The following is a 25,451-nucleotide window of genomic DNA, read 5'->3' as shown; positions in this document are numbered from 1 at the left end:
AATCAATGATCATCAGAATATGGCTCTTAACCTACGACTGATGCATAAATGTATTTTAAGGATGTAAGATAATTGTTGATATCCAAGTGTTTAACACTTATCCGTGCATTATTTCCTAGAGATATTCTCAAATTCTTATCTGCAATTAAAGATTGCATTGCCTCTGACAACTGTTGAATGTCACCCGGATTAAGTAATAAACCATTCTGGTTTTGAGTAACTACTTCAGGTATCCCTCCTACTTTAGTAGTTATGACAGCTAAACCCCAACTCATTGCTTCTAGTAGTGCCATCGGCAATCCTTCGTTGTAAGAGGGTAAAACAAATACATCAGCTTTAGCTAAAAGCTCGTCGCGTTTTTCTTTGTCTACCCAGTCAAGGATAGTTATGTGGTCAACAAGACTTAGAGTTTGAATCAAACTACGAGCTTTTTCTACATCTCCATCCCCTGCCATAGTCAACTTTGCTTTACTTTTCTCTTGGGCAGGTAGAGAAGCAAATGCGTTAATTAAATCAAATGCACCTTTGCGCTCACCAATACGCCCTAGAAATAAGAAAAATACCTGGTTGGAATCTACATGCTGGGGAATTTGGGCAGGAATTCTTACCGCGTTAGGAAGAACAATAACTTGCTCTGGCTTCAAACCAAGATTTTCAATATAAAATTTTTTCCAGCTATCTGATAAAACAATAAAACGTGTAGATTTCCTAAAAGACCAACTGAGCCATTGCTTAAGCAATTGAGGAAGCTCAGAGTAAAACAAATGAAAGTCAGCACTATGAGCATGAATAATTAGCGGTTTTTTAAATAGCCAACTAATAACACTAGTGATTGAGTGACGAAAAGCGCTACCTCTCTCTGAAACATGAACGTGAATTAGGTCGGCTTTTTTATTTAATAAATTCCAAAATAACTGCCCTATTGCCTGCACAAACACCAATACTTTCTGGGGAGCAGAGCCATTCGGTAAAGTAGTAATATGTGTAAATTTAATATCGGAAGTAGCTTCAGTCGCTTCTTCAAGGATGAGCTTTTGCACGGAAACTATTCCACCTTGCCGCTCCAAGCTTTCGCCTAACATAGTAATCTTTATAGGACTCATAACAAAAGAGCTTATTTAGGGTAGATAAGTTCATTAAATATTTATGTACAGCACATTGTACTTAAACTATAATTAAGTATATGTATTTGTCAATGATAGTCATTAACAGTTTTAATGTAATAAAGATTACCATGTCGCAAAGGCCGGGCTAAACGTTGTTTACCCGTGGCGTGTACTTTATTCTTAAAACTGATTGAATTATCCGTTGACAGACCGGAAAAACTAATGAACTTATTTGAGCTTTTAGCGGGGGAAGACAATCATCTAGCCCTAGTTACGCCTGAGGAGCGATCGCTAACCTATAAGCAATTGCGTGAGAATATTGTTGGACTGGTATCGCAACTCAACAGCTTTGGATTGAAACGGGGCGATCGCATAGCCATTGCCATGACTAACGGTTCACCAATGGCTATTACCTTTTTGGCTGCCGCCCTGTGTGGCACTGCTGCACCCTTAAATCCCAAATACAAACAAGAAGAATTTGCCTTCTACTACGAAGATATCCAAGCAAAAGCACTGATTACGTTGTCTGAGTCGCCAAAAGCAGCCATAGCCGCCGTCACACCCGACATGATGCTGATTAATGCCAAGGTAAATACTGACGGTACACTGAGTTTTGAATTAGTCAAAGAGAAACTTCCCCCTTGCTCGCAGCTAAGAGATCCCTTGCCTCAGCCTGATGATCTGGCGATGATTCTCCACACTAGCGGCACCACCAGCCGTCCTAAGCGTGTGCCGATTCGTCATCGCAACTTAATCGCCTCAGCTGGCAACATCATTGGTGCTTACTCACTCACAGCAGAAGACACTACACTTTGCCTAATGCCCCTGTTCCATATTCACGGATTGGTGGGCTGTTTACTAGCAACTGTAGGATCGGGCGGCACATTAATTTGTCCTAATGGTTTTAATGCCTTGGAGTTTTGGAAACTGGTAGATACCTACAAACCTACTTGGTACTCCGCAGCGCCAACCATGCACCAGACAATTTTGGCCCGCGCTAGCCGCAACACAGAAATTGTCAAAGCTAACCGCTTTCGTTTCATTCGCTCTAGTAGCGCTCCCTTACCCCCAATTATTATTGAACAACTAGAGGCAACTCTGAATGCTCCCGTCGTGGAATCTTACAGCATGACTGAAGCATCTCACTTAATGACTACCAACCCCCTACCGCCAAAAGTGCGGAAACCGGGTACTGTCGGTTATGGCTTCGGTGTGGAAGTCGGCATTATGGACTCCGAGGGCAACTTATTATCTCAAGGAAGCTTGGACGAGGTGGTGGTAAAAGCACCCAATGTTATAGATGGCTACGAAAACAACCCGGAAGCTAACACCACAGCTTTTGTAAACGGTTGGTTCCGCACAGGAGATCAGGGTACGCTGGATGCAGACGGCTACCTCCGCTTGACTGGACGCATTAAAGAATTGATTAACCGGGGTGGGGAAAAAATTTCTCCTTTAGAAGTGGATGATGTTTTGCTGCGCCATCCCACCGTCGCCGAAGCCTTAGCCTTTGCCGTCCCCCACAAATCTTTAGGAGAAGATATCCATGCTGCTGTTGTCCTGAAAGAACAAGTCAGCGAGAAAGAACTTTTAGCTTACTGTTCAACCATGCTGGCAGACTTCAAAGTACCCAAGCAAATTCACATTTTGGATCAACTACCTCGTGGTGCTACCGGGAAACTGCAAAGGTTGGCTATGGCGAAATTGCTTAACATAGGCTGAATCAGCGATACACTAAGGGAAATTCCTTGAGGAAGCTTTGATGGCACGAGCAAACGGGGTTACAAGTGAAATGTCTGCACAGGAATTGCCTACAATATCAAATGAAGATACAGTGACAATTGAAGATTTACCGGAAGCTGTGGAGGATGTCCAGGATATTGACGACATCTTGAACTCACTCAAAACCTTACTGAGTAGCTTAGAAAAACTCCAAAAAGTCCGGCAGGAAGTGGGCGACATCAAACCGTTAATCGGGCGGATGCTTGATGGAGAACTGGTTGCTGGTGAAGAACTTGAGCAACTTAAGACAGGTGTGAGTAGTCTTTCTCGCCTTGTTCGTGCTTATAATGACCATCAAATAGCGTTGGCTAAAGCACAATCTGCTAGAAACTTGCTAGATCAAGTCCTTAAAGAGCGTAAAGCTAATTGAAACAAGAAGCGATCGCATTTTTAAGAGGCGATCGCTCCCATTCTTGTGCGACAACTTGCCCCAAATCATTGAATTGCCTAGATGACCTTACTATGTACTAGATAGTGATAATTTCTTGAGCTTGATATATAAATCAGATTTGATTTTTGAAAAAACTACCTACTTTAAAGCTTATGCATAAAAAAATTGCTATTCCTATTTTCGGTCTGATGTTTGCAATGCTCATGCCTAATGTGGTAGGTGCTGAGACTGTGATGCAAAAGGTAAAAAGAACAGGGGTATTAACAGCTGGTACTAGTAGAGATGCGCTACCCTTTGCCTATGTGGATAGTAAAGGAAAGTTAAATGGCTATTCTGTAGATATGCTGACTCTAATTAAAGAGCAATTAGAAAAAGACTTAGGAAAAAAAATTAAATTGCAATTAGTTGGTCTTAGTCCTTCTGAGCGGATTCCTAAAATAGTTAATCAACAAGTTGATATTGTGTGTGATGCAAGTAGTTTTACATGGAAGCGAGATAAAAAAGTAGATTTCTCTGTCAGCTATGGTGTGACTGGAACGCAATTATTAGTTAAGAAAGGAAGCAATCTAGGTTCCCCTGCATCCCTTATTGGTAAGCGAATTGGCGTGCTGGCGGGAACCACAAATGAGCAGGCGATCGCTCGTGTACAAACCCAAGCTAAACTGGTGTATTTTAAAACGAGGGCAGAGGGATACACAGCTTTGCAACAAGATACTATTGATGCTTTCTCATCCGATAGCATTCTTTTAGAGGCATGGCTGCAACAGCAAAAAAATCCAGATGCTTTTGCAATCGTACCCGATCGCCCCTATTCACGAGAAGGTATCGCTTGCATGGTGCCAGAAAATAACTCAAAACTTTTGGATACAGTCAACTATTCTCTGGTCAAGTTCATGCAAGGATTCGTCAATGGGAATCAGCGATATGTCGCTATTTTTGACCGATGGTTTGGGCCTCAAGGCACTGTAGCGCTGAATCGAGATTTACGTGGTTTGGTAGTGGAAACTATGGAATTGCTCATAGAATTTCGTGAGGAAGTTCCTAAAAGTGATCTATGAGATAATGGGTTTTCCTCATAACATTGTTTAGCTAACTATTCAAAATAGGTTTTTGCACAACTAAGTTTGAAAATAAATGCCAAAATTCTAAAAGGTTTCAAAGGTATTTATACAAGTTCTTTCTTGAAAAATACAGAGTAAGGAACTATAGCTAGATTTTAAACATTAAGTAGACAAAGTAAAAATAAGTTTCTCGGCTCAAAAACTCTATCTGACTGGGAAAACTACGATAGCGGGTAGTAGGTGTGGGAGACGAATGTGCATCCATTCCTAAGCCTCGTGCCATCAATACGGCTCGCTTCATGTGCAATGGATCGCTAACAATAAGAAACTTGGTTAACTGGTGAGCATTTGCTACTTCCAAAGCATTTTTCAGGTTCTGGTGAGTTGTGTGAGATTGAGTTTCAATGAAAATATCAGCAGCTTTTACCTGTTGCGCGATTGCATAATTTTTTCCGACTATAGCTTCAGCTGGTTCATTACTCTCGCCAACTCCGCCAGTAAAAATGATTGTCTTAACAGATCCATTTTTATATAAGTTAATCGCGTGGTTGATTCGCTCCCTGAAAACAGGAGATGGTTCTTCTCCCCAAACTGCCGCTCCTAAAACAATTGCTGCATCTGCCTTAATATTATTAGTACTGCTACCATATAAATAAATACTTAAGGACGTAGATGCGATCGCCAGCAACAAGGCAGATATCAAAGCTACTGTCACCAAAATTAACCATTTTTTGGGAATTTTGTAATTGAGCATAGAGTGTTGTGGTATTTTTCATGCTTATTTTCAATATCTAAGCTAAATGCGTAAGTCCTATGATTGCCCATACCCTCAATAGACACAGGTAAATTATCCAACTTTCCACTCACCTACCGACTAGCGTAGGCGTAGCCCGCCGTAGGCATCGCATATTTTTTCTATTACACTTGTTGTCTAATTTGTCAATGCATAAGTCCTGATTTAGTATAAGCATCGCTATGCCAATTATCCAATTCGGCTATGCGAACAAAGTTATTTTCAAAATCGTATCTATATATAGGACTGATATTTGATTTATGAAAAAGCTCGGTACAGATCGAAAAGCCTAATTCCTTATTCCCTACTCCCCACTCCCCGCCCACATAGATAATTTCAAAAATCAAATACGATTCCTATAAATGCTGCTATACCATAAGTAAATGCTGCAAATTACTCAAGTTGCATTCAGGCGTAGGCTAATCGGCGCGATCGCTCTGCCAATTATCCTGTTATTGTCCTTGTCAGGAGTTTCAATCTGGCAAATTAACCGCCTGCTCAAGGCTATGCAATGGGTTGATCACACTAACCAAGTCATTGCCAGAGCAAATGGCTTACAAAAACTATTACTGGATCTGGAAACAGGAGTACGTGGATACCAGATCACAAGTAAGCCAGAATTTCTTGAACCTTATCAGCAAGCTAACTCTACCATTAATACTACTTTTGATCAGTTGGGTGATTTAGTTTCAGATAATCCCCAACAAACTCAACGCTTAAGGCAAATCAAGGCAGAGCAAACAGGCTGGAAGAAATCTATTTCCCAAGCGATCGCCCGCAAACAAAAAGGTGAAGCTGAACCCCTATCAGCAATTGAGGTTCGCAAACAAAGCATGGACGTGATGCGAAATCAAATTACTGATTTTATTGCTACTGAAGAGCAGCTACGGTATCAGCGCAACCAAGCAGTTCAACAGACTACTGGGCGAGTCATCTTTACCAGTATAATCTTGTCGCTTGCTGCTGGTGGCGTCCTTGCCTTTTATATTCGACGCCAAATTGCACATGTATCTGACAATTACGAGAATGCTCTCAAAACTGCCCAAGTACAAACTGAAAATGTTCAGCTTTCTGCCCAAAGGCTTGCCGCTTTACATAATATTGACCGCGCAATTCTAGCAGCTGAGTCGATCAAATCTCTAGTCCGAAGTGCGCTGACACAAATGCATCAGTTAGTGCCCTATGAGCAAGCATTTGTTGCCCTGTTTGATTTTGAGGCAGGCACATCTGAGATTGTCGCAGGCAACAGCACTAAAGAATTACAACCGCTTGAAGACGCAAAGATGGCAGCATTAGACTTTGCGCCTGAGCAAATACAACAAGACCTTAGTTATGTTAAAGACTTGACAAATGTTGAGCTTTACCCACCTGTTTTAGCACAGTTGCATTCGGCAGGAATGCGTTGTTGTTTGCGGATTCCGATGTTAGTTGAAGAAACGCTGCTAGGGGAACTCAACTTAGCGGCGACTCAGACAGCCGTTTTTGATGCTCAAGCACAAGATGTTGTGGTTGAGGTGGCGGCTCAGTTAGCGATCGCCATCCAACAATCTCTCCTACGCCAACAACTTCAAAATTACGCTTTGGAACTAGAACAGCGTGTTGTCGAGCGTACTGCACAGTTGCAAGAAACAAATCAAGAACTAGAAGCCTTTACTTACACGATATCGCACGATTTACGCGCACCATTACGTACTATGCAAGGCTTTGCTCAAGCATTGCAAGAAGACTACACAGACAAACTAGACTCCGTTGGGCAAGAATACATTCAATATATTACAGAGGGTGCAGTCCAAATGGACACCCTAATTGCCGAACTCTTGGCATACAGCCGCCTCAGCCGTGCCCAAATTCAAATGCAAAAAGTTGATTTAACTAGTGTTGTCGAAGAAGCTTTAAAACAACTCAGCACACAACTTCAGGAACAGCTTGCAGAAGTCACCGTGGCAAAACCCTTGCCGCTAGTGATGGCTCATCGCTCTACGCTTGTCCAGATAGTAACCAATTTACTCAGCAATGCAATGAAATTTGTGCAGCCTGGAATACAGCCAAAAGTTAAAATCTATGCAGAGGAGCAGCAAGATTCGATACAATTATCGATTGTGGACAACGGCATCGGCATTGCGCCAGAACATCAAGAGCGCATTTTTCGGGTTTTTGAACGACTGCATGGCGTTGAAATCTATCCAGGTACTGGTATTGGTTTAGCAATTGTCCGCAAAGGGTTAGAGCGAATGAATGGTCGAGCCGGAGTAGAATCGCAATTAGGTACTGGTAGTCGCTTTTGGATTGCCCTGCCAAAAGCCGAGCCTCACAGTAATGATACGAATGACTCAAGTACTCCGCATTCTGATAATTGATGATAATCGAGGCGATCGCGCTTTAGTAATCCGAGAACTGAGACGAGAATTTCCGCAATTTCAACCTCAAGAAATTCGCGAAGCCTCTGGCTTGGCTATTGCAGTAGCAGCAGGTGAATTCGATTTGGTTATTACTGACTATCAACTGGGCTGGAGTACTGGACTAGAAGTTTTACATACCATTAAGCAGAAATATCCAAACTGCCCAGTGATTATGTTTACTAACACAGGTAGTGAAGAAATTGCGGTAGAGGCAATGAAGTCTGGACTAGATGATTATGTCCTGAAATTACCCAACCGCTACATTCGCATATCAGCTGCTGTGCGAGTTGCACTAGAACGAGCAGAAATCAAAAGACGAACCACCTTACTTGAAATCCGTCTCCAAGGTTTGCTCAACCAATTAAAAGTAGGTATATTTCGTACTTATCCAGATGGAAATTTTATTGAGTGTAACCCAGCGTTCCTGCAATTGTTGGGGCTGGATTCATTATCACAAGCCTCAGCAATGAATCTATTGAACATCCATGAATACTACTCAATACTACAAAAACTGCCGCCACCTCAACAGCAAGAGCAAGAAATTCAATTACAACGAGCAGATGGAAGACTGATCTGGGTAGGATTAAGCATAGCTCTAAATATCCTTGAGGGACAACAGGTAATAGATGCCTTAATTGAAGATATTACATCTCGTAAACAGGCTGAAATTGAAATTCAGCAACTCAACCAGACCTTAGAGGAACGAGTCAGGGAGCGTACTGCTGAATTAGAAGTAGTAAATCGAGATTTAGCGGAGACAAATCAGGAATTAGCACTGGTTAATCAAGATTTAGAAGCATTTACTTATTCAATCTCCCACGATTTGCGAGAACCATTACGCGCTATCCAAGCGTTTGGTTCAATCCTCCTAGAGAACCAGGATAGACAATCTAACCTAGAGAACCAAAAAAACTATTTGCAGCGCATTATTGCAAGTACACAGCAAGCAGACAAGCTTGTTCAGGATCTGCTTGAATACAGTCGCCTCAGCCGGACTGAAATGCCATTACAACCTATTAACTTATCTTTATTGATGATACAAATACTGAAACAGCTAGAACTAGAAATAACGCAGCAACAAGCGAGAGTGCAAGTTGAAGAACCTTTAGGTGAAGTTACGGGAAACCCTACTATTGTGATTCAAGTAGTTACCAATTTGCTAACCAATGCGATTAAATTTGTTGCACCGGGAATTCAACCTCAGTTACGGATATGGACTGAGAAACGTAATAAATTGGTTCGCTTATGGATGCAAGACAACGGCATTGGTATTGAGGAAAAATACCAAAAACGCATTTTCAATGTTTTTGAGCGCCTACACAGCTATGAAGTTTATCCTGGTAGTGGTATCGGTTTAGCAATTGTCCGCAAAGGAGTCGAACGTATGGGTGGGGAAGTTGGTGTAGAATCCCAACCTGGACAGGGAAGCCGATTTTGGATAGATTTACCTATAGTTATAGATGTAAATCCCTAAAATCTTTCAATTGCTTTGATTACGGGCAAACATAAAGTTCTTTCTAGGCTCATATTTGGTGTAAGATCCTTACCCTATGTCATGCCCTAAGGTACACGGTAAGGGATGAAAAACTTTCTTTTCCCCTGCCTCCTACCTCCTGCCTTAAAGACGGAAATTTCATGAGTAAAGAGCAAGACACTATTTTACTTGTAGAGGATAATCACAAAGATGTGCTTCTGCTCCAACGAGCGCTCCGCAAGGCTAACATTGTCAATCCAGTTCAGGTGGTAAATGATGGCGATGCAGCAGTGTTATATCTCTCTGGGCAGGAACCTTATGGCGATCGCACTCGTTATCCCTTGCCTGTACTAATCTTGCTCGATCTAAAACTACCCCGCAGATCCGGGGCTGAGGTTTTGATGTGGTTACGGAAGCAACCAGAACTCAAGCGTTTACCGGTCGTAGTTCTCACCTCATCGAGAGAGTATGCCGACATCAATAATATCTATGACATAGGTGTAAATGCTTATATAGTTAAGCCAGTTATTTTTAATGAATTAGTAGAAATTGTTATAACCCTTAATCTCCACTGGATTATTTTTAACGAAAGACCGCAATTTTGAACTGTTTGAACATTTTTTGGGCATTCTTGTCACTGTTCCCCTTACGTAAACGTAATGTAGTTAGATGTTACGCATTCTTCTAATTGATGATAATTTGAATGATCGCCTACTGGCGATTCATGTACTAGAGCAAGAGTTTTTTGACCTCCAGTTTCACGAAATTGTTCAAGCAAAAGACTTGGAGCAAGCATTGGAGAAAGGACAGTTTGATTTAGTAATAACTGACTATCAATTACGCTGGAGTGATGGCTTAACCGCGATCCGAGCAATTAAAAATCGTTATCCTGATTGCCCAGTAATAATGTTTACCAGTAGTGGAACCCAAGAAGTTGCTGTTGAGGCAATGAAATCGGGATTGGAAGATTACATCATTAAATCTCCTAAGCACTATGTTCGATTACCCGCAGCAGTCCGCCGAGCAATAGAGCGGGCTGAAGCTCAACGTAAAGCAGTCAGGCTAGAATCACGCCTTCAAACTTTGCTGAATAATTTAAATGTGGGAATTTATCGCTTAACGGCAGATGGCACCTTACTTGAAGGCAATCCCGCGTTTCTGCGGCTGTTGGGTTTAAATTCTCTAACTGAAATTCCAGCAAGTCAAACCCTTGAGCCTTATTTCCAACCATTGGACTATGCCCAAGTTCTCAAGCAATTAAAGCAAAATAGCGAAATCCGCGATCGCGAGATGCAATTGCGACGAGCGAATGGTAGTTTCATTTGGGTGCGAATTAGTACAACTTTTACCCAAGTAGATGGTGCAACCGTTATTGACGGCTTAATAGAGGATATTAGCGATCGCAAACAAGCTGAAAAAGCTCTACACCAAAGTGAGGAACGCGCCCGGCTTGCCGTTAATATCAGTCGCCTTGGGACTTGGCATTATGACCCCAGTACGAACCTCGTCGAGTTTGACAAGCGAATGCTTGAGATTTGGGGCGAACCGGATGACACCGGGCTTATCTCTCTGCCGATGGTGATAAAACGCATCCACTTAGATGACCGGGAGCGTGTAGTCAACGCCATCAGCAATGCGCTCGACCCGATATCATCGGGTACTTATGAAATTGACTATCGGATCGTCTGGAACGATGGAACTGAGCGGTGGATATTCGCTAATGGGCAAGTGCAATTTGAGGGAGAGGGGGTATCCAAGCAAGCGGTTAGGTTCCTCGGAACCGCACTCGACATCACCGAACGCAAACGAGCAGAGGAACGGCTGCATCTGCTGTATGAAACGACCAGCGATTTACTGGCCACGGAACATCCCATGCAGTTGATGAATAACTTATTTAACAAGCTCTCAGCCCAGCTAGAGTTACATTATTACTACAACTACATGGTTGAGGAAAAAGACAACCAGCAAATGCTGCATCTGAGCAACTATGGGGGGATCTCTAAGGCAACGGCTCAGTCGCTCGAATGGATTGAAATTGGTCAATATCTTTGCGGACTGGTTGCACAAGAACAGCAGCAAATTGTCTTGGATCGAGCGCAAATCTCCACCCATCTCAACGCGCAGCTTCTCAGCTCAATCGACATCACGGCTTATGCTGGACAACCGTTGATTGTGCAGGGACGGTTATTGGGGACGCTCTCCTTTGCCAGTCGTACCCGCACCTGCTTTACTTCCGAAGAAATCGATTTGCTGCAATCCACCTGCGAGCAGATGGCGATCGCTATTGAGCGGGCAAATTTACTGGCTTCAATCCAGCAACAAGCTCAACAATTGCAACAAGCTAACCGCATTAAAGATGAGTTTCTAGCAGTGTTATCCCATGAGTTGCGATCGCCCCTTAATCCAATTCTGGGTTGGTCTAAGCTGCTCCAAACCTGTAAGCTTGACGAAGCCAAGACCGCTCAAGCCCTGAGCGCGATCGAACGCAATGCCAAGTTACAGTCTGAACTGATTGAAGACTTGCTGGATGTCTCCCGAATTCTGCAAGGCAAACTTAGCCTGAATGTTTACCCAGTCAATTTAGTCTCGATCATTCAAGCTGCAATGGAAACTGTGCAGCTGGCTGCTGAAAGCAAGTCGATTCAAATTCAGATGAGGCTTGAACCAAATGTAGGGCAAGTTTTGGGCGATCCCAACCGATTACAGCAAGTGATTTGGAATCTCCTCTCGAACGCGATTAAGTTCACTGACATCAGGGGACGAGTGGATATCCATTTCAAGCAAGTTAGCTCTTTTGCCGAAGTCACTGTTATCGACACAGGTCAAGGGATTGACCCTGACTTTCTCCCCTATGTGTTTGAATACTTCCGCCAAGCAGATGGTGCTACAACCAGAAAGTTTGGTGGACTGGGGTTAGGGTTGGCGATCGCTCGTCACTTGGTCGAATTGCATGGCGGAACTGTTCAGGTAGAAAGTCCAGGTAAAGGTCAGGGGGCAACCTTTACTGTAAGACTTCCGCTTATGCCAGCTCCACCCCAGAAGAGCGCGGACAGTAAACCGTCTGAGCCATCTTTAAATTTACATGACATCAAAGTTTTGGTGGTAGATGATAATGAAGATACACGGGAGTTTATTGCTTTCATGCTAGAGATGTATGGAGCGAATGTAACAACTGTCACCTCAGCCGTCGAAGCTCTTGCCACTTTTAACCAGTATAGAGTAGACGTGCTACTCAGCGATATTGGGATGCCAGAAATGGATGGCTATATGCTGGTGCGCCAACTGAGAGCCTTGCCGTGCCAACAGGGTGGGAAGATTCCAGCGATCGCCTTAACAGCTTATGCTGGAGAAATTAACTATCAAAAGGCTATAGAGGCAGGTTTTCAAGCCCATCTTCCGAAGCCAATCGATCCAGCAAAGCTGGTTGAGACGATTGCCGACTTGGTTAAAAACAGCCAGTAGTGATTTGGATTCTGCCATTTGACGAATTCGCTTTATATTCTTCCAGCACCTGTAGACTAAATTATTTCCGCAACCGAGTTAAAACCCTCAGAAATCCTCAGAATCTATAAAGAACAGCAATCAACAGAAAGAGGATTTAGATTTATCAAAGACCCGTTATTTTTTGCCGATAGTCTGTTTGTGAAGAATCCAAAAAGAGTAGAGACAATGATGATGTTAATGCCATTATGTCTGTTAGTTTACAATTTAGGATAAAGACAATTAAGAATAGTGTTAAAAACCCAAAAAGCTACAGTTAAAAATCAACTGAAGCAAGACACATAATCCCCTACTTTACGTTGGATATTTCAATGCTTTCAAGGGATTCACCTGATGATTGAACAAGGGTGGTAGAGGATTTTGAACGTAACGGAGTCACGTTATCGAATCCTGCAATTCCTACCCTTAACTTGTCAAAAGTATTATTTATTACCTTAGTTATTAGCTCTCTAATTTAGTATTATTCAGTCTTGATTTTCTATAACTGATTGAACAATTCAAATTAATATTCTTGTCTAATAAGCTTTTTTTACACAATAAAAAAGCTGGAATTTTGATGTGGATACTTTATTTATTTTCTGGTTACTTGATTATTGAAATTCTAATTTTGCATTGTCTGTTCATGTAGTATACTTATGTTACTTGTTGAAGTGCGGTATGTGGGCTACAAATAAGCCCCGCAAAGAGCAATCAAAATCTGCTTAGGGTTGTAGATTTTTATGTCTTAAGCCTAGTTTGTTTTCAACTCAACTTTGCTGGGTCGTTTCTTGTTGCTTAGTCTAAACTCCAGCTAGAAGTCTGATCGCCGACTTCTGGCGATCAGACTCAGTGATTTGCAATTAGAGCTTACCTCTACACAGGAGCAAGGTACGGATAGCGTCTCATAGAGGAGTGATAATTGGCGTTGCTAATTCCATGTATGAAAATGATTTTGCATAATACCAAAATCCTTGTAGAGACGTAGTACTCCTACGTCTCTACATCCAAATTCATACTTTAATTCAGCAACGCCCGATAATCACTATTAAGCTTCTGGAAGTTGACCAACCACTTGTGATTTTAGAGTGCTGATTTCTGTAGTTAACTCTTTCCTGGTTGAGGCTTTGAGTAAATAGCGGTAAACAAACCAAGCAGAGTAACCAATACCGATCAACTCAAAAGTAGGTGCTACCAAGGGGATATCATTCAAAGCATCTAATATTGCCAAGAGTACTTTAACCCCAACAATTGATCCTACAATTAAACCAACAGTGATCAGGGGTTGCTTATATTGATTAAAGAAGCTTCCCAGATATTCTGGTAATGTTGCTAAAAAGCTAGAAATTTGCTCACCATATTTTTGCCATTCATCTTGAGACTGTGCGGGAGGCTGGAGTTTGGTGATGGTTCCTGTTTGGCTGTTGATCTCTGCCACTGTAGTCTCTTTGGATGCGGTTTCGGTAAATTCTTGTTCTGGCATTTTCACTCCTATATATTTGACAGTTGAGTTTTTTAATCTGGATAATTACAACCAAAAGGCTGTTGATTAGGTAATGCACAAGTGCATTAGTACAATTGCGTAAAGGGCACAAAAGGGTTTTAGTGTCCTATAACTATAATTGTCCCGTAATATCTACTGCATCAACTACAAGGTAGACACTCAGGATGAGGATAGAACCAAGAAGGGAGCAGGATGTATTCTGATCAGCTTTCTGAGTTCTTTTGTTGAATAAAGTAAAATCCTCAGGTTATGATTATCCCATTCCGTGTCATTTGCTCATAATCGTACTAAATTTAAGTACAAATCTGGCAAAAATCAGCCCACCTCTCATTTATATAAGCCTAAAACCCGATTTTAGCCGATATTAAAGCTATCTTAAGCCGCATTGGTAAATTAACGCATTCGTATTGATATTAATACGTAATAAAATTTTTTTTGTGTTCACACAGACTAGACTTTTAAGCTATTTTATGATATTCCTGCCTTGGAGATGTGGGAGCAGGGGAGATAAGAGGACAAGGTGACAAAAGGTGAGAATTTGCAACAAGTCTTTCCCTTCTCCTTGTCCCCAAGTCCTCTTCCTAATTCGCAATGCCCCATGCTCAACGAATGTCAAAGCTTTTGTTTTTTTCCTGATTGTATTAATTTTATAAGGAAGCAGTTAAGGTAGAGTAGTGGCATACCTGATGATAATAACTCATTGTTATTAACCGCATATTGAGGAAAGCGTTGTGGTAAGGAGAAGACAGTTTCAGATAGGTCTTGAGTGCAGGGAATTATTTGTTGCTGCTGAAAAAAGTGAATTCTATTCACTCTCAGCAAATATGCTTAGCAATATTGCTATAAAAAGTACATATACCATATAAGTATATGTGAATTATATAGTAAGTAATGATTTGCTATTGCTATAAAAGAAGGTAATGTAAATGTTAATCACCAATTAAAGTGTTTGCACAAGCTAAACTAACTTGGTGATTTTTGCGGGAAGGCAAGGAGGTTTGAGAAATGCCTTCTTCAAAAGCCAACCCCTATCGACAGCAGTTCAGAAAGCAAAAAAGTGTCAGCCGAAGAGCCATCGACAGACGAACTCCCAACTATAGAATTTCCCTCACGAGGGAAACTCAAAGCCAGTTCCTGGCGCATCCATCAAAAAATTGGCTATGGGTACTTTGTAGCTATCGGAATTGGCTTTTTTGGCTCACTGACTGGGCTAGTGATCGCCAATTACTACCGGGGAAAGGAAGTTAGGCAATTCAATCAAGCATACGAACAAGGGCAACTACTGAGTAATTATAAAGATGCAGTAGTCGGAGCGCAATTACATAGCTCTAACCTAGTTGCTGTATTGGAAAATTCACAACAGCTACAAACCAAAAAAGCCGATTTTCTGAAGAATGTTGAAAAAGCCAAGCAACTAGAGTCAAAAATTAGCGGATTTATCGACAGTAAACCTAAAAGACTAGCCGCAACAAGTTCTACTTTACAGACCTTATTGCAGGATTACAAGAAAAATTTAAAAGCTTACGTTGACCAAATCGAGGTTGTTTTACAGAAAATTGACTCTCAAAAAGTGCAGTCTGGGCAGATTTCTTCTGCCCGATCGCAGTTATTGGCAATTATGCGTGGTGATACAGCGATCCAGCTAGAGCAGCTTTCTCAAAGCTTGACTAACATCCTGCAAACTGCCCAAGAACAAGAGCAAGAAAGGCAGAAAGCCGTTGAGCAGGCAAAAATAGTTGAGCGATTGATCGTGATTGTGAGTATGCTGGTTTCGGTGGCGATCGCAGCCATTGTAGCTTGGCGTACCAGTCGAGCGATCGCTGAACCAGTTATCACTGTCACCCAAGTAGCGGAGCAAGTTGCAAGAAAATCTAATTTTGATTTGCGAGCGCCTGTCACTACTGAAGATGAAATTGGCCTACTCGCCAAATCTCTAAATCGTCTGATTGAGCGAGTATCTGAGCGAACAAAAGAACTACAACAAGCTAAAGAATTAGCCGAAGCTGCTAGCAAGGCAAAAAGCGTATTTTTGGCCAATGTCAGCCACGAATTACGCACACCATTAAATGCTGTCATTGGCTTAAGCCAACTTTTACAAGACGACGCTACGGATCTTGGTTTATCGGCAGACTTTATTACAGACTTAGAAACAATTAACTCTGCTGGTAAGCATCTACTGCACTTGATTAACGAAATCCTCGACTTGTCAAAAATTGAAGCGGGGAAAATGACTCTTTATCCAGAGACATTCGAGATTGCGACGCTGATTCATAACGTTGTCCTCACAGTCAAACCAGCTATAGAAAAAAATGCCAATGTTTTAGAAGTGCATTTTGATGAGCAACTTGGCATCATGTACGCCGATCAAACTAGGATGCGGCAGGTATTGTTAAACTTACTAAGCAACGCCAGTAAGTTTACTACAAACGGCAAGGTGACGCTGACAGTCAACAGAGAAAAGGATGAATTCCGACCGGAGGCTCCTTTGGGGATGATTACTTTCACTGTTACTGACACAGGCATAGGTATGTCTCAAGGTCAACAGCAGCAGTTATTTAAACCTTTTACACAAGGAGATACCTCGACTACGAAAAAGTATGGAGGTACGGGGTTGGGGTTAGCAATTAGCCGTCACTTTTGCCAGATGATGGGTGGTGAGATTATTGTCAAAAGTCAGCCGGGAGTCGGTTCTACTTTCACTATTCGTCTGCCAATGACTCTACAGGATTGAATGGGCAAAACAGTGCTGAGTTAGGAGTTAGGAGTTAGGAGTTAGGAGTTAGGAGTTAGGAGTTATTCTCCCCCCTACCCCCTCATCTCCCAAATTAAGCAATAATACTTACCTGGCCTGTATCCAAATCGTAACGACCTCCGACAATTTTTAATTTGCCCGATCGCACTTGCTCAGTTAAAAGCTGCGATCGCTTCAAGCGTTCAATTTGATATTGCACATTTGCCACCACAGCATTCTCAACCGCGTCACCCGGCTGACTCTTGACCTTTTCCACTGCTGGCTTAATTGCCTTCACAAAAGTACTAATATCACCGAGTAACGATTCGTTTTGGACAGCTGCGGTTACAGCCCCGCAACGCTCATGACCCATCACCATCAATAGCGGAGAGGCTAACAAGACAACCGCATATTCAATACTACCGATCGCTTCAGGCGTAGCGATATTTCCGGCAATCCGAACATCAAAGATGTCTCCAATGCCCTGATCAAAAACAATTTCTGCGGGGACTCGTGAATCCGCACAACTAAGAATAGTTGCAAATGGATGTTGAGTTTGAGCAACTTCCTGCAACCGCAGCGCAGATTGATCGGGGTATTGGGGTTGATGAGCAACAAATCGCTGATTTCCCTCCATCAGCTTTTGCAATGCTGCATCGGGACTGAGGGATTCTGGGGAAGTTGAGGGTATTTCGGCAGCTTTAGCCTGTTCCACCCGCCAAAGTAAATCGCTGGCAGATAGGATCATCCCAAACGCCCCGGTCATTCCTAACTTCAAAAAGTCACGACGTTCCATGAAATGTTTCATTCAATTTATAACTCTCTTACATCGACGCAACACATCTGACAGAGCGAATTTCCATCACATCGGAAACGTAGCAAGTACCTCCGAACTTATTAAGGAGTGGTTTGATATTTTCGACAACACGCTTGAGTTGTTCTGGCATACAAAACGCGATGATGTAAACATTATCAAGCATGGTCATGTCTAAATCTTCTGTCGTTCCTTGTAATCCTTTACCAGCAACATTTCGGATTACGGCATGGTTATGTACACCCGATTTGTCTAAATTATCTAAAATTTTGGCAAGCTCAAAGGAGTTGGCGATAATTTCTATCTTTTTAACTAGGTGCATATTATTACCTCCAAAATAGGTTAATTCCGTAGAGATATAACGGAATTCCCACAATAATATTGAACGGAAATGTGACAGCTAGGGCAGTAGAAACATACAGGCTGGGATTTGCTTCGGGGACAGTCATCCGCATAGCCGCAGGGACAGCGATGTAAGAAGCACTGGCACACAATACAGCGAATAACAGCGAATCTCCGCGAGGCATACCGATCAATTTGGCAATCACCAACCCAATGCCTGCATTGAGTATTGGAATTAGTATGGCAAATAAAATTAGGAAAACTCCGGTTTTTTGCAAGTCTTTAATTCTTCTTGCAGCGACTAGTCCCATGTCCAGTAAAAAGAAGGTGAGAACGCCATAAAACAACCCTTGAGTAAAAGGTTCTAATACGTGCCAACCGCGTTCTCCTGTCAAGACACCGATCAAGAGACTACCGACTAATAGAAAAACTGAACTATTAAGAAATGCTTCTTGCAAAACTTCCGGCCACGATAAGTCCCGCTTTCCATCGTTAGTGAATATATTCACCAAAATTAGACCAACTATAATCGCTGGGGATTCCATGAGCGCAAGGGCTGCCACCATGTAACCATCAAAAGGGATGCCAAGCTCAGTTAAAAAAGCGCTAGCCGTGATGAAAGTGACGGCGCTGATAGAACCGTAGGTTGCTGCGATCGCAGCCGCATCGTAAGTATCCAATTTCCACTTCAAGATAAAAAAGGTGTAAATTGGAACAACACAAGCCATCATCATTGCTGCTGCGAGTGTTAGAACTACTTCCTGAGTTACACCGCTTTTGATTAGTTCTACTCCTCCTTTAAAACCAATGGCAAACAGCAGATACAACGAAAAGAGTTTGGGCATCGGTGCAGGAATTTCTAGATCGGACTTGACAAAAACAGCAGTCATGCCTAAAAAGAAAAACAGGATTGGCGGATTCAAAATGTTGGATACAATTAAGCTCAGATCCATATCCACCCATCCTTGTATTGGTTAAACCTGAAATTAAAGAAATTTTTCATCTTTAAAAACTTAATGGTTGAATCGTGATGTATTGTGTATCGCTACCCCATGTCAATTGCTTACTCAAGGAGTGAATTGTCCTATTCGTGACAATACTTATTGATTAAGTGTTAAACGGTGCTGAAAACAGAAAAAGTGAGAGCTTGCCCAACATTTTTTGATGTTGGATTCCCCGTCGCTGATCTTACGACAGAAAGTGTAGGGAGAACTTGTGATCAACCTATTTAGCGTAGAAAAAATTAATGTATTATAGGGGCAATTCATGAATTGCTCCTACACAAACCTTGCTTAAATATCCTGCTTGCTCAAAATGACGGTCAGATGTAAAGGCTTGAGTAATCCAGGCAGATGTGAAGACAAAAACTTTCATCAAAGTTATAATTCTCCCTTTGGTATCGCATAGAGATAATGGTCATGCTGCTGTGCCAAATCGCTAATATCTGTATCAACTGCACAGTTTTGAATCAACTGCCTCAGCTTATTCCAATCTGAGTCTTTTGGCGTTGCTGGCTCAGGTGTGCGGTTTTCTTCGACAAACACAATTATCACTGACTGCCCCTCATGCCCTTAAATTAGTTCATTACGATGAACCACACCGTTTTGCAATGTGCCTTTGACTGACAGCATAGGTTTTTCTTGCTTCTACATAAATCATGATAGAGTACCATTCTGGTTAAGAATATTCCCACACAATCTTTATTGACCAAGTTTCGTTAAGATGTTGTAACCTGGGCAATAGCAACTCTCTATTGATGTGACGCCAGGCAATCGCTTTTTCACATCCATGACAACAACCATCGACTTTCTCAGTCACCTTAACCCTAGCCAACGTCAAGCTGTCGAACATTACTGCGGCCCGTTGCTAGTTGTTGCTGGCGCAGGTTCGGGTAAAACACGAGCGCTGACTTATCGCATTGCGAATCTAATTCTGAACCACAACGTTGATCCAGAACATATCCTGGCGGTTACTTTTACCAACAAAGCCGCACGGGAAATGAAAGAACGGATTCAACGGCTGTTTGCTGAACAACTGGCGATGAAACAACACGGTAAGCAGTTGGATTTGTTGACAGAATATCAACAAATGGAATTGCAATCAAAAGTTTATAAAAGTACGATAAAATTCTTGTGGTGTAACACTTTCCACAGCTTATGTTCTCGTATTCTGCGCTCTGAGCTTGGAAAATATCAAGATGAAAAAGGGCGGCGTTGGACTAACAATTTCTCCATTTTTGACGAATCTGATGTTCAAAGCCTGATAAAAGAAATTGTTACTAAAGACTTAAACTTAGACGATAAAAAACTTGATGCCCGTTCTGTTCGCTACGCTATTAGTAACGCTAAAAACCAAGGTTTATCACCCCAAGACTTTGAGCAAGATCAACCCAATTATCGCGGAAGGGTAATTGCTGATGTCTATAATCGTTATCAAGATAAATTAGCACAAAATAATGCTCTCGATTTTGATGATTTGATTCTAGTTCCTACAAGATTATTTCAGCAAAATGAACAAGTTTTAGATTACTGGCATCGCCAATTTCGCCATATACTTGTAGATGAATATCAGGATACTAATCGCACTCAATATCAACTTATTCATTTATTAGTGACTAATGGTGAAACCAGAAAGAGCGAATGGAAATGGGAAAATCGCTCAGTTTTCGTTGTTGGCGATGCAGATCAATCTATTTATAGCTTTCGGATGGCAGATTTCACAATTTTGATGGGATTTCAGGAAGACTTTGGTGATAGTTTGCTAGATGAGGACACCCGAACGATGGTTAAGTTGGAAGAAAACTATCGTTCTTGTGAAAACATTCTGCAAGCGGCGAATGAACTAATTGAAAATAACACCCAACGGATTGATAAAATTCTGAAAGCGACACGGGGCCCGGGTGAGCAGATTACTTGTCACAAAGCCGATGAAGAACTTGCAGAAGCAGCATTTGTGATTAATCAAATTATCACTTTAGAAAACCAAAATCCAGAGTTAAGCTGGGGTAGTTTTGCCATACTTTATCGGACAAATGCTCAATCTCGACCCTTTGAACAATTGTTAGTAGAAAAACAAATTCCTTACACAGTTGTGGGAGGAATGAGATTTTACGATCGCAAAGAAATTAAAGATGTGATTGCGTATTTAAGAGCGATCGCTAACCCATCTGATACAGTCAGTTTATTACGAGTTATCAATACTCCCCGGCGGGGAATTGGCAAAACCACCATTGATGCTTTAGTGAACGCCTCCCAACAATTAGGGACAACCTTGTGGGAAATACTCAGCGACGAAACATCAGTTAATACATTAGCTGGACGCGCTACAAAAGCTGTAAATAGCTTTGCCGAAATGATTAGCCGTTGGCAAGGACAAATCGGCACGCTTCCCGTCACTGAGGTTTTGCAAGGAATACTAGAAGATTCTGGTTACGTTCAAGACTTGATGAGTCAAGGCACAGACGAAGCCACAGATCGGGTACAAAACGTCCAGGAACTTTACAACGCCGCGCTGCAATTTCAAGAAGAAAACGAAGAGGTTTCCCTGCGAGATTTTCTGAGTAGTGCTGCCCTTAGTTCCGATTTGGATAATTTAAAAGAAGGACAGACAGCCGTTTCTTTGATGACTTTGCACGCTTCCAAAGGTTTGGAATTTCCCGTAGTGTTTCTGGTGGGATTAGAACAAGGGCTATTTCCTGGCTACCGTTCGCTGGGTGATCCTGCATCTTTGGAAGAGGAACGCCGCTTGTGTTATGTGGGAATTACTCGCGCCCAAGAAAGGTTGTATATATCACACGCGCGGGAACGGCGTTTGTATGGTTCTCGTGAACCTGCGATGCGATCGCAATTTCTCGACGAATTACCAGAAGAATTATTAACTACTCAACGCCTGAGTCGTCAAAGTTATACCAAAACTGCCTCTACTTCTAATGGAAAGCAAGACACGAAGCAGAATTGGCAAGTAGGCGATAGAGTATTACATAAAACTTTTGGAATTGGTGAAATTACCCATGTTTTCGGAACGGGTAGTAAGATGTCTGTGGCAATTAAATTTGATAGCTTGGGACAAAAAATTGTTGATCCAAGAGTAGCGCAGTTGCAACGAGTAGAGTGATACAATCGCAGATCCCCGACTTCTTAAAGAAGTCGGGGATCTTGTCTTTTATATTTCAATTTCTTCAAAGTGTTCAACAGTGGGAAATGGCTCATAAAAATGATGCAGAAGTTCTTTCCACTCTTGATACTCAGCAGAACTTCTAAATCCTACAGTATGAGATTCTAAAGTTTCCCATCTGACAAGTAATAAGTATTTACCTTGGACTTCTATACATCTATGCAATTCATGGGATAAATATCCGTCCATTGAGGAAATAATTTTAGAAGCTTTTTTAAAAGCAGCTTCAAAATCAGATTCTAGTCCAGGTTTAACAGGAAGTATAACTGCTTCAAGAACCATCTAAGCTGTTACGCATTTAATTGTACATTTACCTGATGCCTGATGACTGTCAAAAGTTAACGCATCAAGAGTGTTTATTATATACTTTAGACGTTAGGTTTTCAAAGGGAAAATTTTGGAAGGAGCTTTAACCCCTCCCAAAATTGGAAATGTTTTTCCAGTCCCTACCATGTGCCGAACTATTTTGCGGATCGGACTACTACGACGGCTCTGCCGCATAATGGTTACATCAGCCGCAGTTAGCGTAGTTTCCCTGAAGACTAACCATCATGCTTCCTACGTTCACACAGTAGTATGTATTCTATTTGGCTGTAGGCTCCCTCATTACGTCCGTAGGAGGAATCTTAGTACCTGAACGCCATTGACATCCTTACTAATCAAGACGCACGAAAGAATAGTACCTGACCGCCATTGACATCCGTGCTACTCAAGGAACACGAAATGTTCAGCGTGCCATCAAAATCATCAAAAGTAGCGTCACAACTCTCAAATTGACCAGTGAAATTTTTATCTTTCAACCCGCCTCGTAAGTCAACGCGAATTCTGGCTCTACCCCTTTCAATGGTATTGGTAGTAGGAACACTAACTGAAGCACCACCAATTATGCTGGCTGCTTCTTCAGGAGTTAATTCGGTGAATATTTGTTCTTGACCAACAACACAATAGTTAGAAATAGACGTTTTATTGTCGATATTTAACATTGTTTTTCTCCTTGATTAAAATTGAATTAAATTTCTGGAAAGAGTTTTTCCAGATAAAGTTTTTACTTTGAAGGTCAAAATCAAAGTTGCGCTTTCTTCAAAAGTTAATTCGCTTAACAGTTGTTCGTCATCAAGAGAATTTGACTTTATTTATTGGTTTGTTATTCAACATTGTTTTTACTCAAATTAAATTTGAGTAGATATCATCTGCAAATTGCAGAATTTATAGTGGTTATGAATGAAGTTTCAAGGCTTGGCTTGGAGCAGAATTTTGGAGGAGTACCACCCCAAGTATCCTGCCCCATCCAATTGAACCTTATGAACTCGCAAACCAGAACGCAACTTTTGCATCCGCTCTGGGAACTGTTGCTGTAGCCTCAATAGACTTGTCGGGAAATTAGGTTTTGACCCTTGCTACACAAGGTTTTGATACTCATTTGTGGATAAGTCTAATAGAGACGCCGATTCTGTCATATCCCTTTGCGTACTAAAGCAATAAGTAATTCCTCGAACGCTTCGTAGTATCGATTGACTAACTTAAATGCTTTAAATCCTTGTACTCAACAGATAACAAAACAGCTTAACCTTTTTCTCTTCCCTTGGGCTTAGATTTGTATCGTACTTTGGACAGATTTATTCCTGTATTTTGAGCCTGTCTTCCTACTGTGCTGCTAGCTAATTTACACTTTTTCTTTCCCTCTATTCACGCTTTCTACTGAGTCAGGGACTACTCAACTAGAACATAGTCTCTGAAAACGTGCCTAGCAAAATACTATTAATGTACTAGCAATATCCAGAACCATAGAAACAAGACAATGAGCAAAAAAGTAAATTGGCTACTCTAAAGCTGTATTTCTGAACGCGAAGAGGAAGTTATAGAAGAATTGAATACACAAGGATACATTTACAAATAGGTAAAATATCTCAACTTTCGCCTCAAAGAGACAAATAAGAAAAAACAACTAATCAAAAGCAGACTTGACATAAGAAACTGCAAAAGGTGTAATTTTTTCGACAAGATTATTAATTACCTCTCGTTCATATTCAGTCCAAATTCTGGGATGACCAAAAATGCAGGGTTGTAAAATTCCCCACAGTTGACCATTCTGGCGAATATGAGCATGAATAAGGGCGCGATGTCCAAAATTCTTCTGTTCAAATTCCCGATTCAACACTTGAGGTTCAGCAGTTTCCACATCTTCGACAAAGATTGAAGGTTCAGCACGTAGCGCAGCCGCAAACATCGGATCTTCATCTGTTACAAATGGGGGTTGCGGTGCCCAATCTTCATTATAAACAGTAGGTACATCTGGAGTGCGAATCCAACAAAAGGCAACTCTACCAAGGTTATTTTGTGGATTATGCAAGTATAGAAAACATCTATCAGACTGTAAAAAATCTCCTACAGCTGGTAACAGTGCAGAAAATAGAGCGTCTGGTGTTTGAGATGATTCTATAATATTGTTGAGTGCAGAAGGAAGTTCTTGCTGAGTCATATTAAGCTGATTTTAATTGAATAATACCTTTATCAAAAACACGATTATCAGTAGCGATCGCACTTACTTCTATTCTATCTTTATACACCTCATAAGAGGCAAAACTTAAATCACTAGTAGAATACTTTGTCCACTCAGAACGCCCTACAGGACGATTGCCAGCACCCGCACCACAAATTAAATAAGTTGTACCATCAATAGCACGAGTGCGTTCATAATTATGTTCGTGACCATTGATGTAAAGTTGAACGCCGTATTTTTGAAATAGAGGAGTGAAAGTTTTTATAAAATCTGGATTACTCCCATACTGACCCGATGAATAAATTGGATGATGACCAAATACAACTTTCCAAGGAGCTTTACTAAGACTTAATTCTTTTTCTAACCAAGGTAGCTGGTTTTTCCAATCAGCATTACTGTTAGTATCTAAAGCAAAAAATTGTACTTGATTACGTTTAAATGTATAGTAACGTCCCTTCATATTAAAGCCAGCATACTTGACTTGTGGATCGCCATTTTCAGTACGAATATCATGATTACCTAAACAAGCCTGAAATTTCACACCTTGCTTGAGTAAACCTTGATAAGGACGCTCGAAAACTGCACCAATTTTCTCAATTTCGCCGTTGTTGTAAATGTTATCTCCAGCTAGAACAACTAAATCGTAAGGATTTTTTTTATAATATGCGTTCATCGCTCCAGCCACAGCATACTGTCCTTTAGCGCCAGTGCCTGTATCAGCCACAGACACAAAACGTAATAACAAGTCTTTTTTGGCTGGGTTGGCGGCTATAGCGGTTGTTAAATCGGTAATATCAGCAGTTTGATGATTTTTATCAGCTAACATCCAGGCTAAAAATCCTGTACCAATGGCGCTGAAGCTACTTAGAAATAAAAATTGACGGCGTTTGAGGTTCATAACTCA

At 41.4% G+C, this 25,451-nt stretch carries 21 protein-coding genes; 9 read left to right on the top strand and 12 right to left on the bottom strand.

Features of this window, described 5'->3' with window-relative positions; translation table 11 throughout:
• Positions 1 to 26: 26 nt before the first annotated feature.
• Positions 27 to 1,103 carry a glycosyltransferase family 4 protein gene (locus tag LC608_RS17850; protein WP_229554800.1) on the bottom strand — a complete coding sequence of 359 codons (1,077 nt, stop codon included), beginning with the start codon at positions 1,101 to 1,103 and terminating at the stop codon, positions 27 to 29.
• Between the two features lie 225 nt (positions 1,104 to 1,328).
• Between LC608_RS17850 and LC608_RS17845 the strand changes: the two genes are divergently transcribed.
• The 3 genes from LC608_RS17845 to LC608_RS17835 all read left to right on the top strand — a co-directional run bounded on the left by LC608_RS17845 (position 1,329) and on the right by LC608_RS17835 (position 4,337).
• Positions 1,329 to 2,828 (top strand): acyl--CoA ligase, encoded by a 1,500-nt coding sequence (locus LC608_RS17845; RefSeq protein ID WP_229554799.1) that lies wholly within the window; start codon positions 1,329 to 1,331, stop codon positions 2,826 to 2,828.
• Positions 2,829 to 2,868: 40 nt separating this feature from the next.
• The gene (locus LC608_RS17840; RefSeq protein WP_229554798.1) at positions 2,869 to 3,258 is read left to right on the top strand and encodes a hypothetical protein; all 390 of its coding nucleotides are present in this window, start codon (positions 2,869 to 2,871) and stop codon (positions 3,256 to 3,258) included.
• A 173-nt stretch (positions 3,259 to 3,431) separates the two neighbouring features.
• Complete coding sequence (locus LC608_RS17835; protein ID WP_229554797.1) at positions 3,432 to 4,337, top strand: amino acid ABC transporter substrate-binding protein; 906 nt, start codon at positions 3,432 to 3,434, stop codon at positions 4,335 to 4,337.
• A gap of 151 nt (positions 4,338 to 4,488) precedes the next feature.
• Here LC608_RS17835 and LC608_RS17830 read toward each other — a convergent pair whose 3' ends face one another.
• Positions 4,489 to 5,094, bottom strand: a complete 606-nt coding sequence (locus tag LC608_RS17830) for a YdcF family protein (protein WP_229554796.1) — start codon at positions 5,092 to 5,094, stop codon at positions 4,489 to 4,491.
• 422 nt (positions 5,095 to 5,516) lie between these two features.
• Here LC608_RS17830 and LC608_RS17825 point away from each other — a divergent pair, with 422 nt between their 5' ends.
• The 4 genes from LC608_RS17825 to LC608_RS17810 all read left to right on the top strand — a co-directional run bounded on the left by LC608_RS17825 (position 5,517) and on the right by LC608_RS17810 (position 12,468).
• Complete coding sequence (locus LC608_RS17825; RefSeq protein ID WP_229554795.1) at positions 5,517 to 7,490, top strand: CHASE3 domain-containing protein; 1,974 nt, start codon at positions 5,517 to 5,519, stop codon at positions 7,488 to 7,490.
• Positions 7,459 to 9,006, top strand: a complete 1,548-nt coding sequence (locus LC608_RS17820) for an ATP-binding protein (protein ID WP_229554794.1) — start codon at positions 7,459 to 7,461, stop codon at positions 9,004 to 9,006. Before LC608_RS17825 ends, LC608_RS17820 begins: the two co-directional genes overlap by 32 nt.
• Positions 9,007 to 9,167: 161 nt before the next feature.
• The gene (locus LC608_RS17815; protein ID WP_229554793.1) at positions 9,168 to 9,611 is read left to right on the top strand and encodes a response regulator; all 444 of its coding nucleotides are present in this window, start codon (positions 9,168 to 9,170) and stop codon (positions 9,609 to 9,611) included.
• A 64-nt stretch (positions 9,612 to 9,675) separates the two neighbouring features.
• Complete coding sequence (locus LC608_RS17810; RefSeq protein WP_229554792.1) at positions 9,676 to 12,468, top strand: response regulator; 2,793 nt, start codon at positions 9,676 to 9,678, stop codon at positions 12,466 to 12,468.
• A gap of 1,063 nt (positions 12,469 to 13,531) precedes the next feature.
• Here LC608_RS17810 and LC608_RS17800 read toward each other — a convergent pair.
• Positions 13,532 to 13,966, bottom strand: coding sequence for a CAAD domain-containing protein (locus LC608_RS17800; protein ID WP_229554791.1), 435 nt, complete (start codon positions 13,964 to 13,966; stop codon positions 13,532 to 13,534).
• 1,078 nt (positions 13,967 to 15,044) lie between these two features.
• Between LC608_RS17800 and LC608_RS17795 the strand changes: the two genes are divergently transcribed.
• Positions 15,045 to 16,718, top strand: coding sequence for an ATP-binding protein (locus LC608_RS17795; protein ID WP_229554790.1), 1,674 nt, complete (start codon positions 15,045 to 15,047; stop codon positions 16,716 to 16,718).
• A 94-nt stretch (positions 16,719 to 16,812) separates the two neighbouring features.
• Here the strand turns inward: LC608_RS17795 and LC608_RS17790 are convergent, their stop codons facing one another.
• From LC608_RS17790 to LC608_RS17775, 5 genes are all read right to left on the bottom strand, one after another.
• On the bottom strand, positions 16,813 to 17,514 hold the full coding sequence (locus tag LC608_RS17790) for a carbonic anhydrase (protein WP_229554903.1): 702 nt from the start codon (positions 17,512 to 17,514) through the stop codon (positions 16,813 to 16,815).
• Between the two features lie 28 nt (positions 17,515 to 17,542).
• Positions 17,543 to 17,854: a P-II family nitrogen regulator gene (locus LC608_RS17785; protein ID WP_229554789.1), complete on the bottom strand. Its 312-nt coding sequence runs from the start codon at positions 17,852 to 17,854 to the stop codon at positions 17,543 to 17,545.
• Positions 17,855 to 17,858: 4 nt separating this feature from the next.
• Positions 17,859 to 18,827 (bottom strand): sodium-dependent bicarbonate transport family permease, encoded by a 969-nt coding sequence (locus tag LC608_RS17780; RefSeq protein WP_229554788.1) that lies wholly within the window; start codon positions 18,825 to 18,827, stop codon positions 17,859 to 17,861.
• A 298-nt stretch (positions 18,828 to 19,125) separates the two neighbouring features.
• Positions 19,126 to 19,248 (bottom strand): hypothetical protein, encoded by a 123-nt coding sequence (locus LC608_RS36895; RefSeq protein ID WP_267871113.1) that lies wholly within the window; start codon positions 19,246 to 19,248, stop codon positions 19,126 to 19,128.
• Between the two features lie 5 nt (positions 19,249 to 19,253).
• Positions 19,254 to 19,418: a hypothetical protein gene (locus tag LC608_RS17775; RefSeq protein WP_229554787.1), complete on the bottom strand. Its 165-nt coding sequence runs from the start codon at positions 19,416 to 19,418 to the stop codon at positions 19,254 to 19,256.
• A gap of 244 nt (positions 19,419 to 19,662) precedes the next feature.
• Between LC608_RS17775 and pcrA the strand changes: the two genes are divergently transcribed.
• Complete coding sequence (pcrA, locus tag LC608_RS17770; protein WP_229554786.1) at positions 19,663 to 21,987, top strand: DNA helicase PcrA; 2,325 nt, start codon at positions 19,663 to 19,665, stop codon at positions 21,985 to 21,987.
• A 48-nt stretch (positions 21,988 to 22,035) separates the two neighbouring features.
• On the opposite strand, the gene LC608_RS17765 is transcribed toward pcrA, so the two are convergent.
• From LC608_RS17765 to LC608_RS17750, 4 genes are all read right to left on the bottom strand, one after another.
• A complete protein-coding gene (locus tag LC608_RS17765) occupies positions 22,036 to 22,329 on the bottom strand; it encodes an antibiotic biosynthesis monooxygenase (RefSeq protein ID WP_229554785.1) in 294 nt (97 codons plus the stop codon).
• A 377-nt stretch (positions 22,330 to 22,706) separates the two neighbouring features.
• Positions 22,707 to 23,030, bottom strand: coding sequence for a hypothetical protein (locus LC608_RS17760; protein WP_229554784.1), 324 nt, complete (start codon positions 23,028 to 23,030; stop codon positions 22,707 to 22,709).
• A 962-nt stretch (positions 23,031 to 23,992) separates the two neighbouring features.
• The gene (locus LC608_RS17755) at positions 23,993 to 24,526 is read right to left on the bottom strand and encodes a GAF domain-containing protein (protein WP_229554783.1); all 534 of its coding nucleotides are present in this window, start codon (positions 24,524 to 24,526) and stop codon (positions 23,993 to 23,995) included.
• Between the two features lies 1 nt (position 24,527).
• Complete coding sequence (locus LC608_RS17750) at positions 24,528 to 25,445, bottom strand: metallophosphoesterase (protein WP_229554782.1); 918 nt, start codon at positions 25,443 to 25,445, stop codon at positions 24,528 to 24,530.
• Positions 25,446 to 25,451: the final 6 nt, after the last annotated feature.

Origin of the sequence: Nostoc sp. XA010 (genome assembly GCF_020829625.1) — a bacterium.
Taxonomy (GTDB): Bacteria; Cyanobacteriota; Cyanobacteriia; order Cyanobacteriales; family Nostocaceae; genus Nostoc.
Note: the sequence above shows the minus strand (reverse complement) of the source record. Positions and strands in the feature narration are given on the sequence as shown.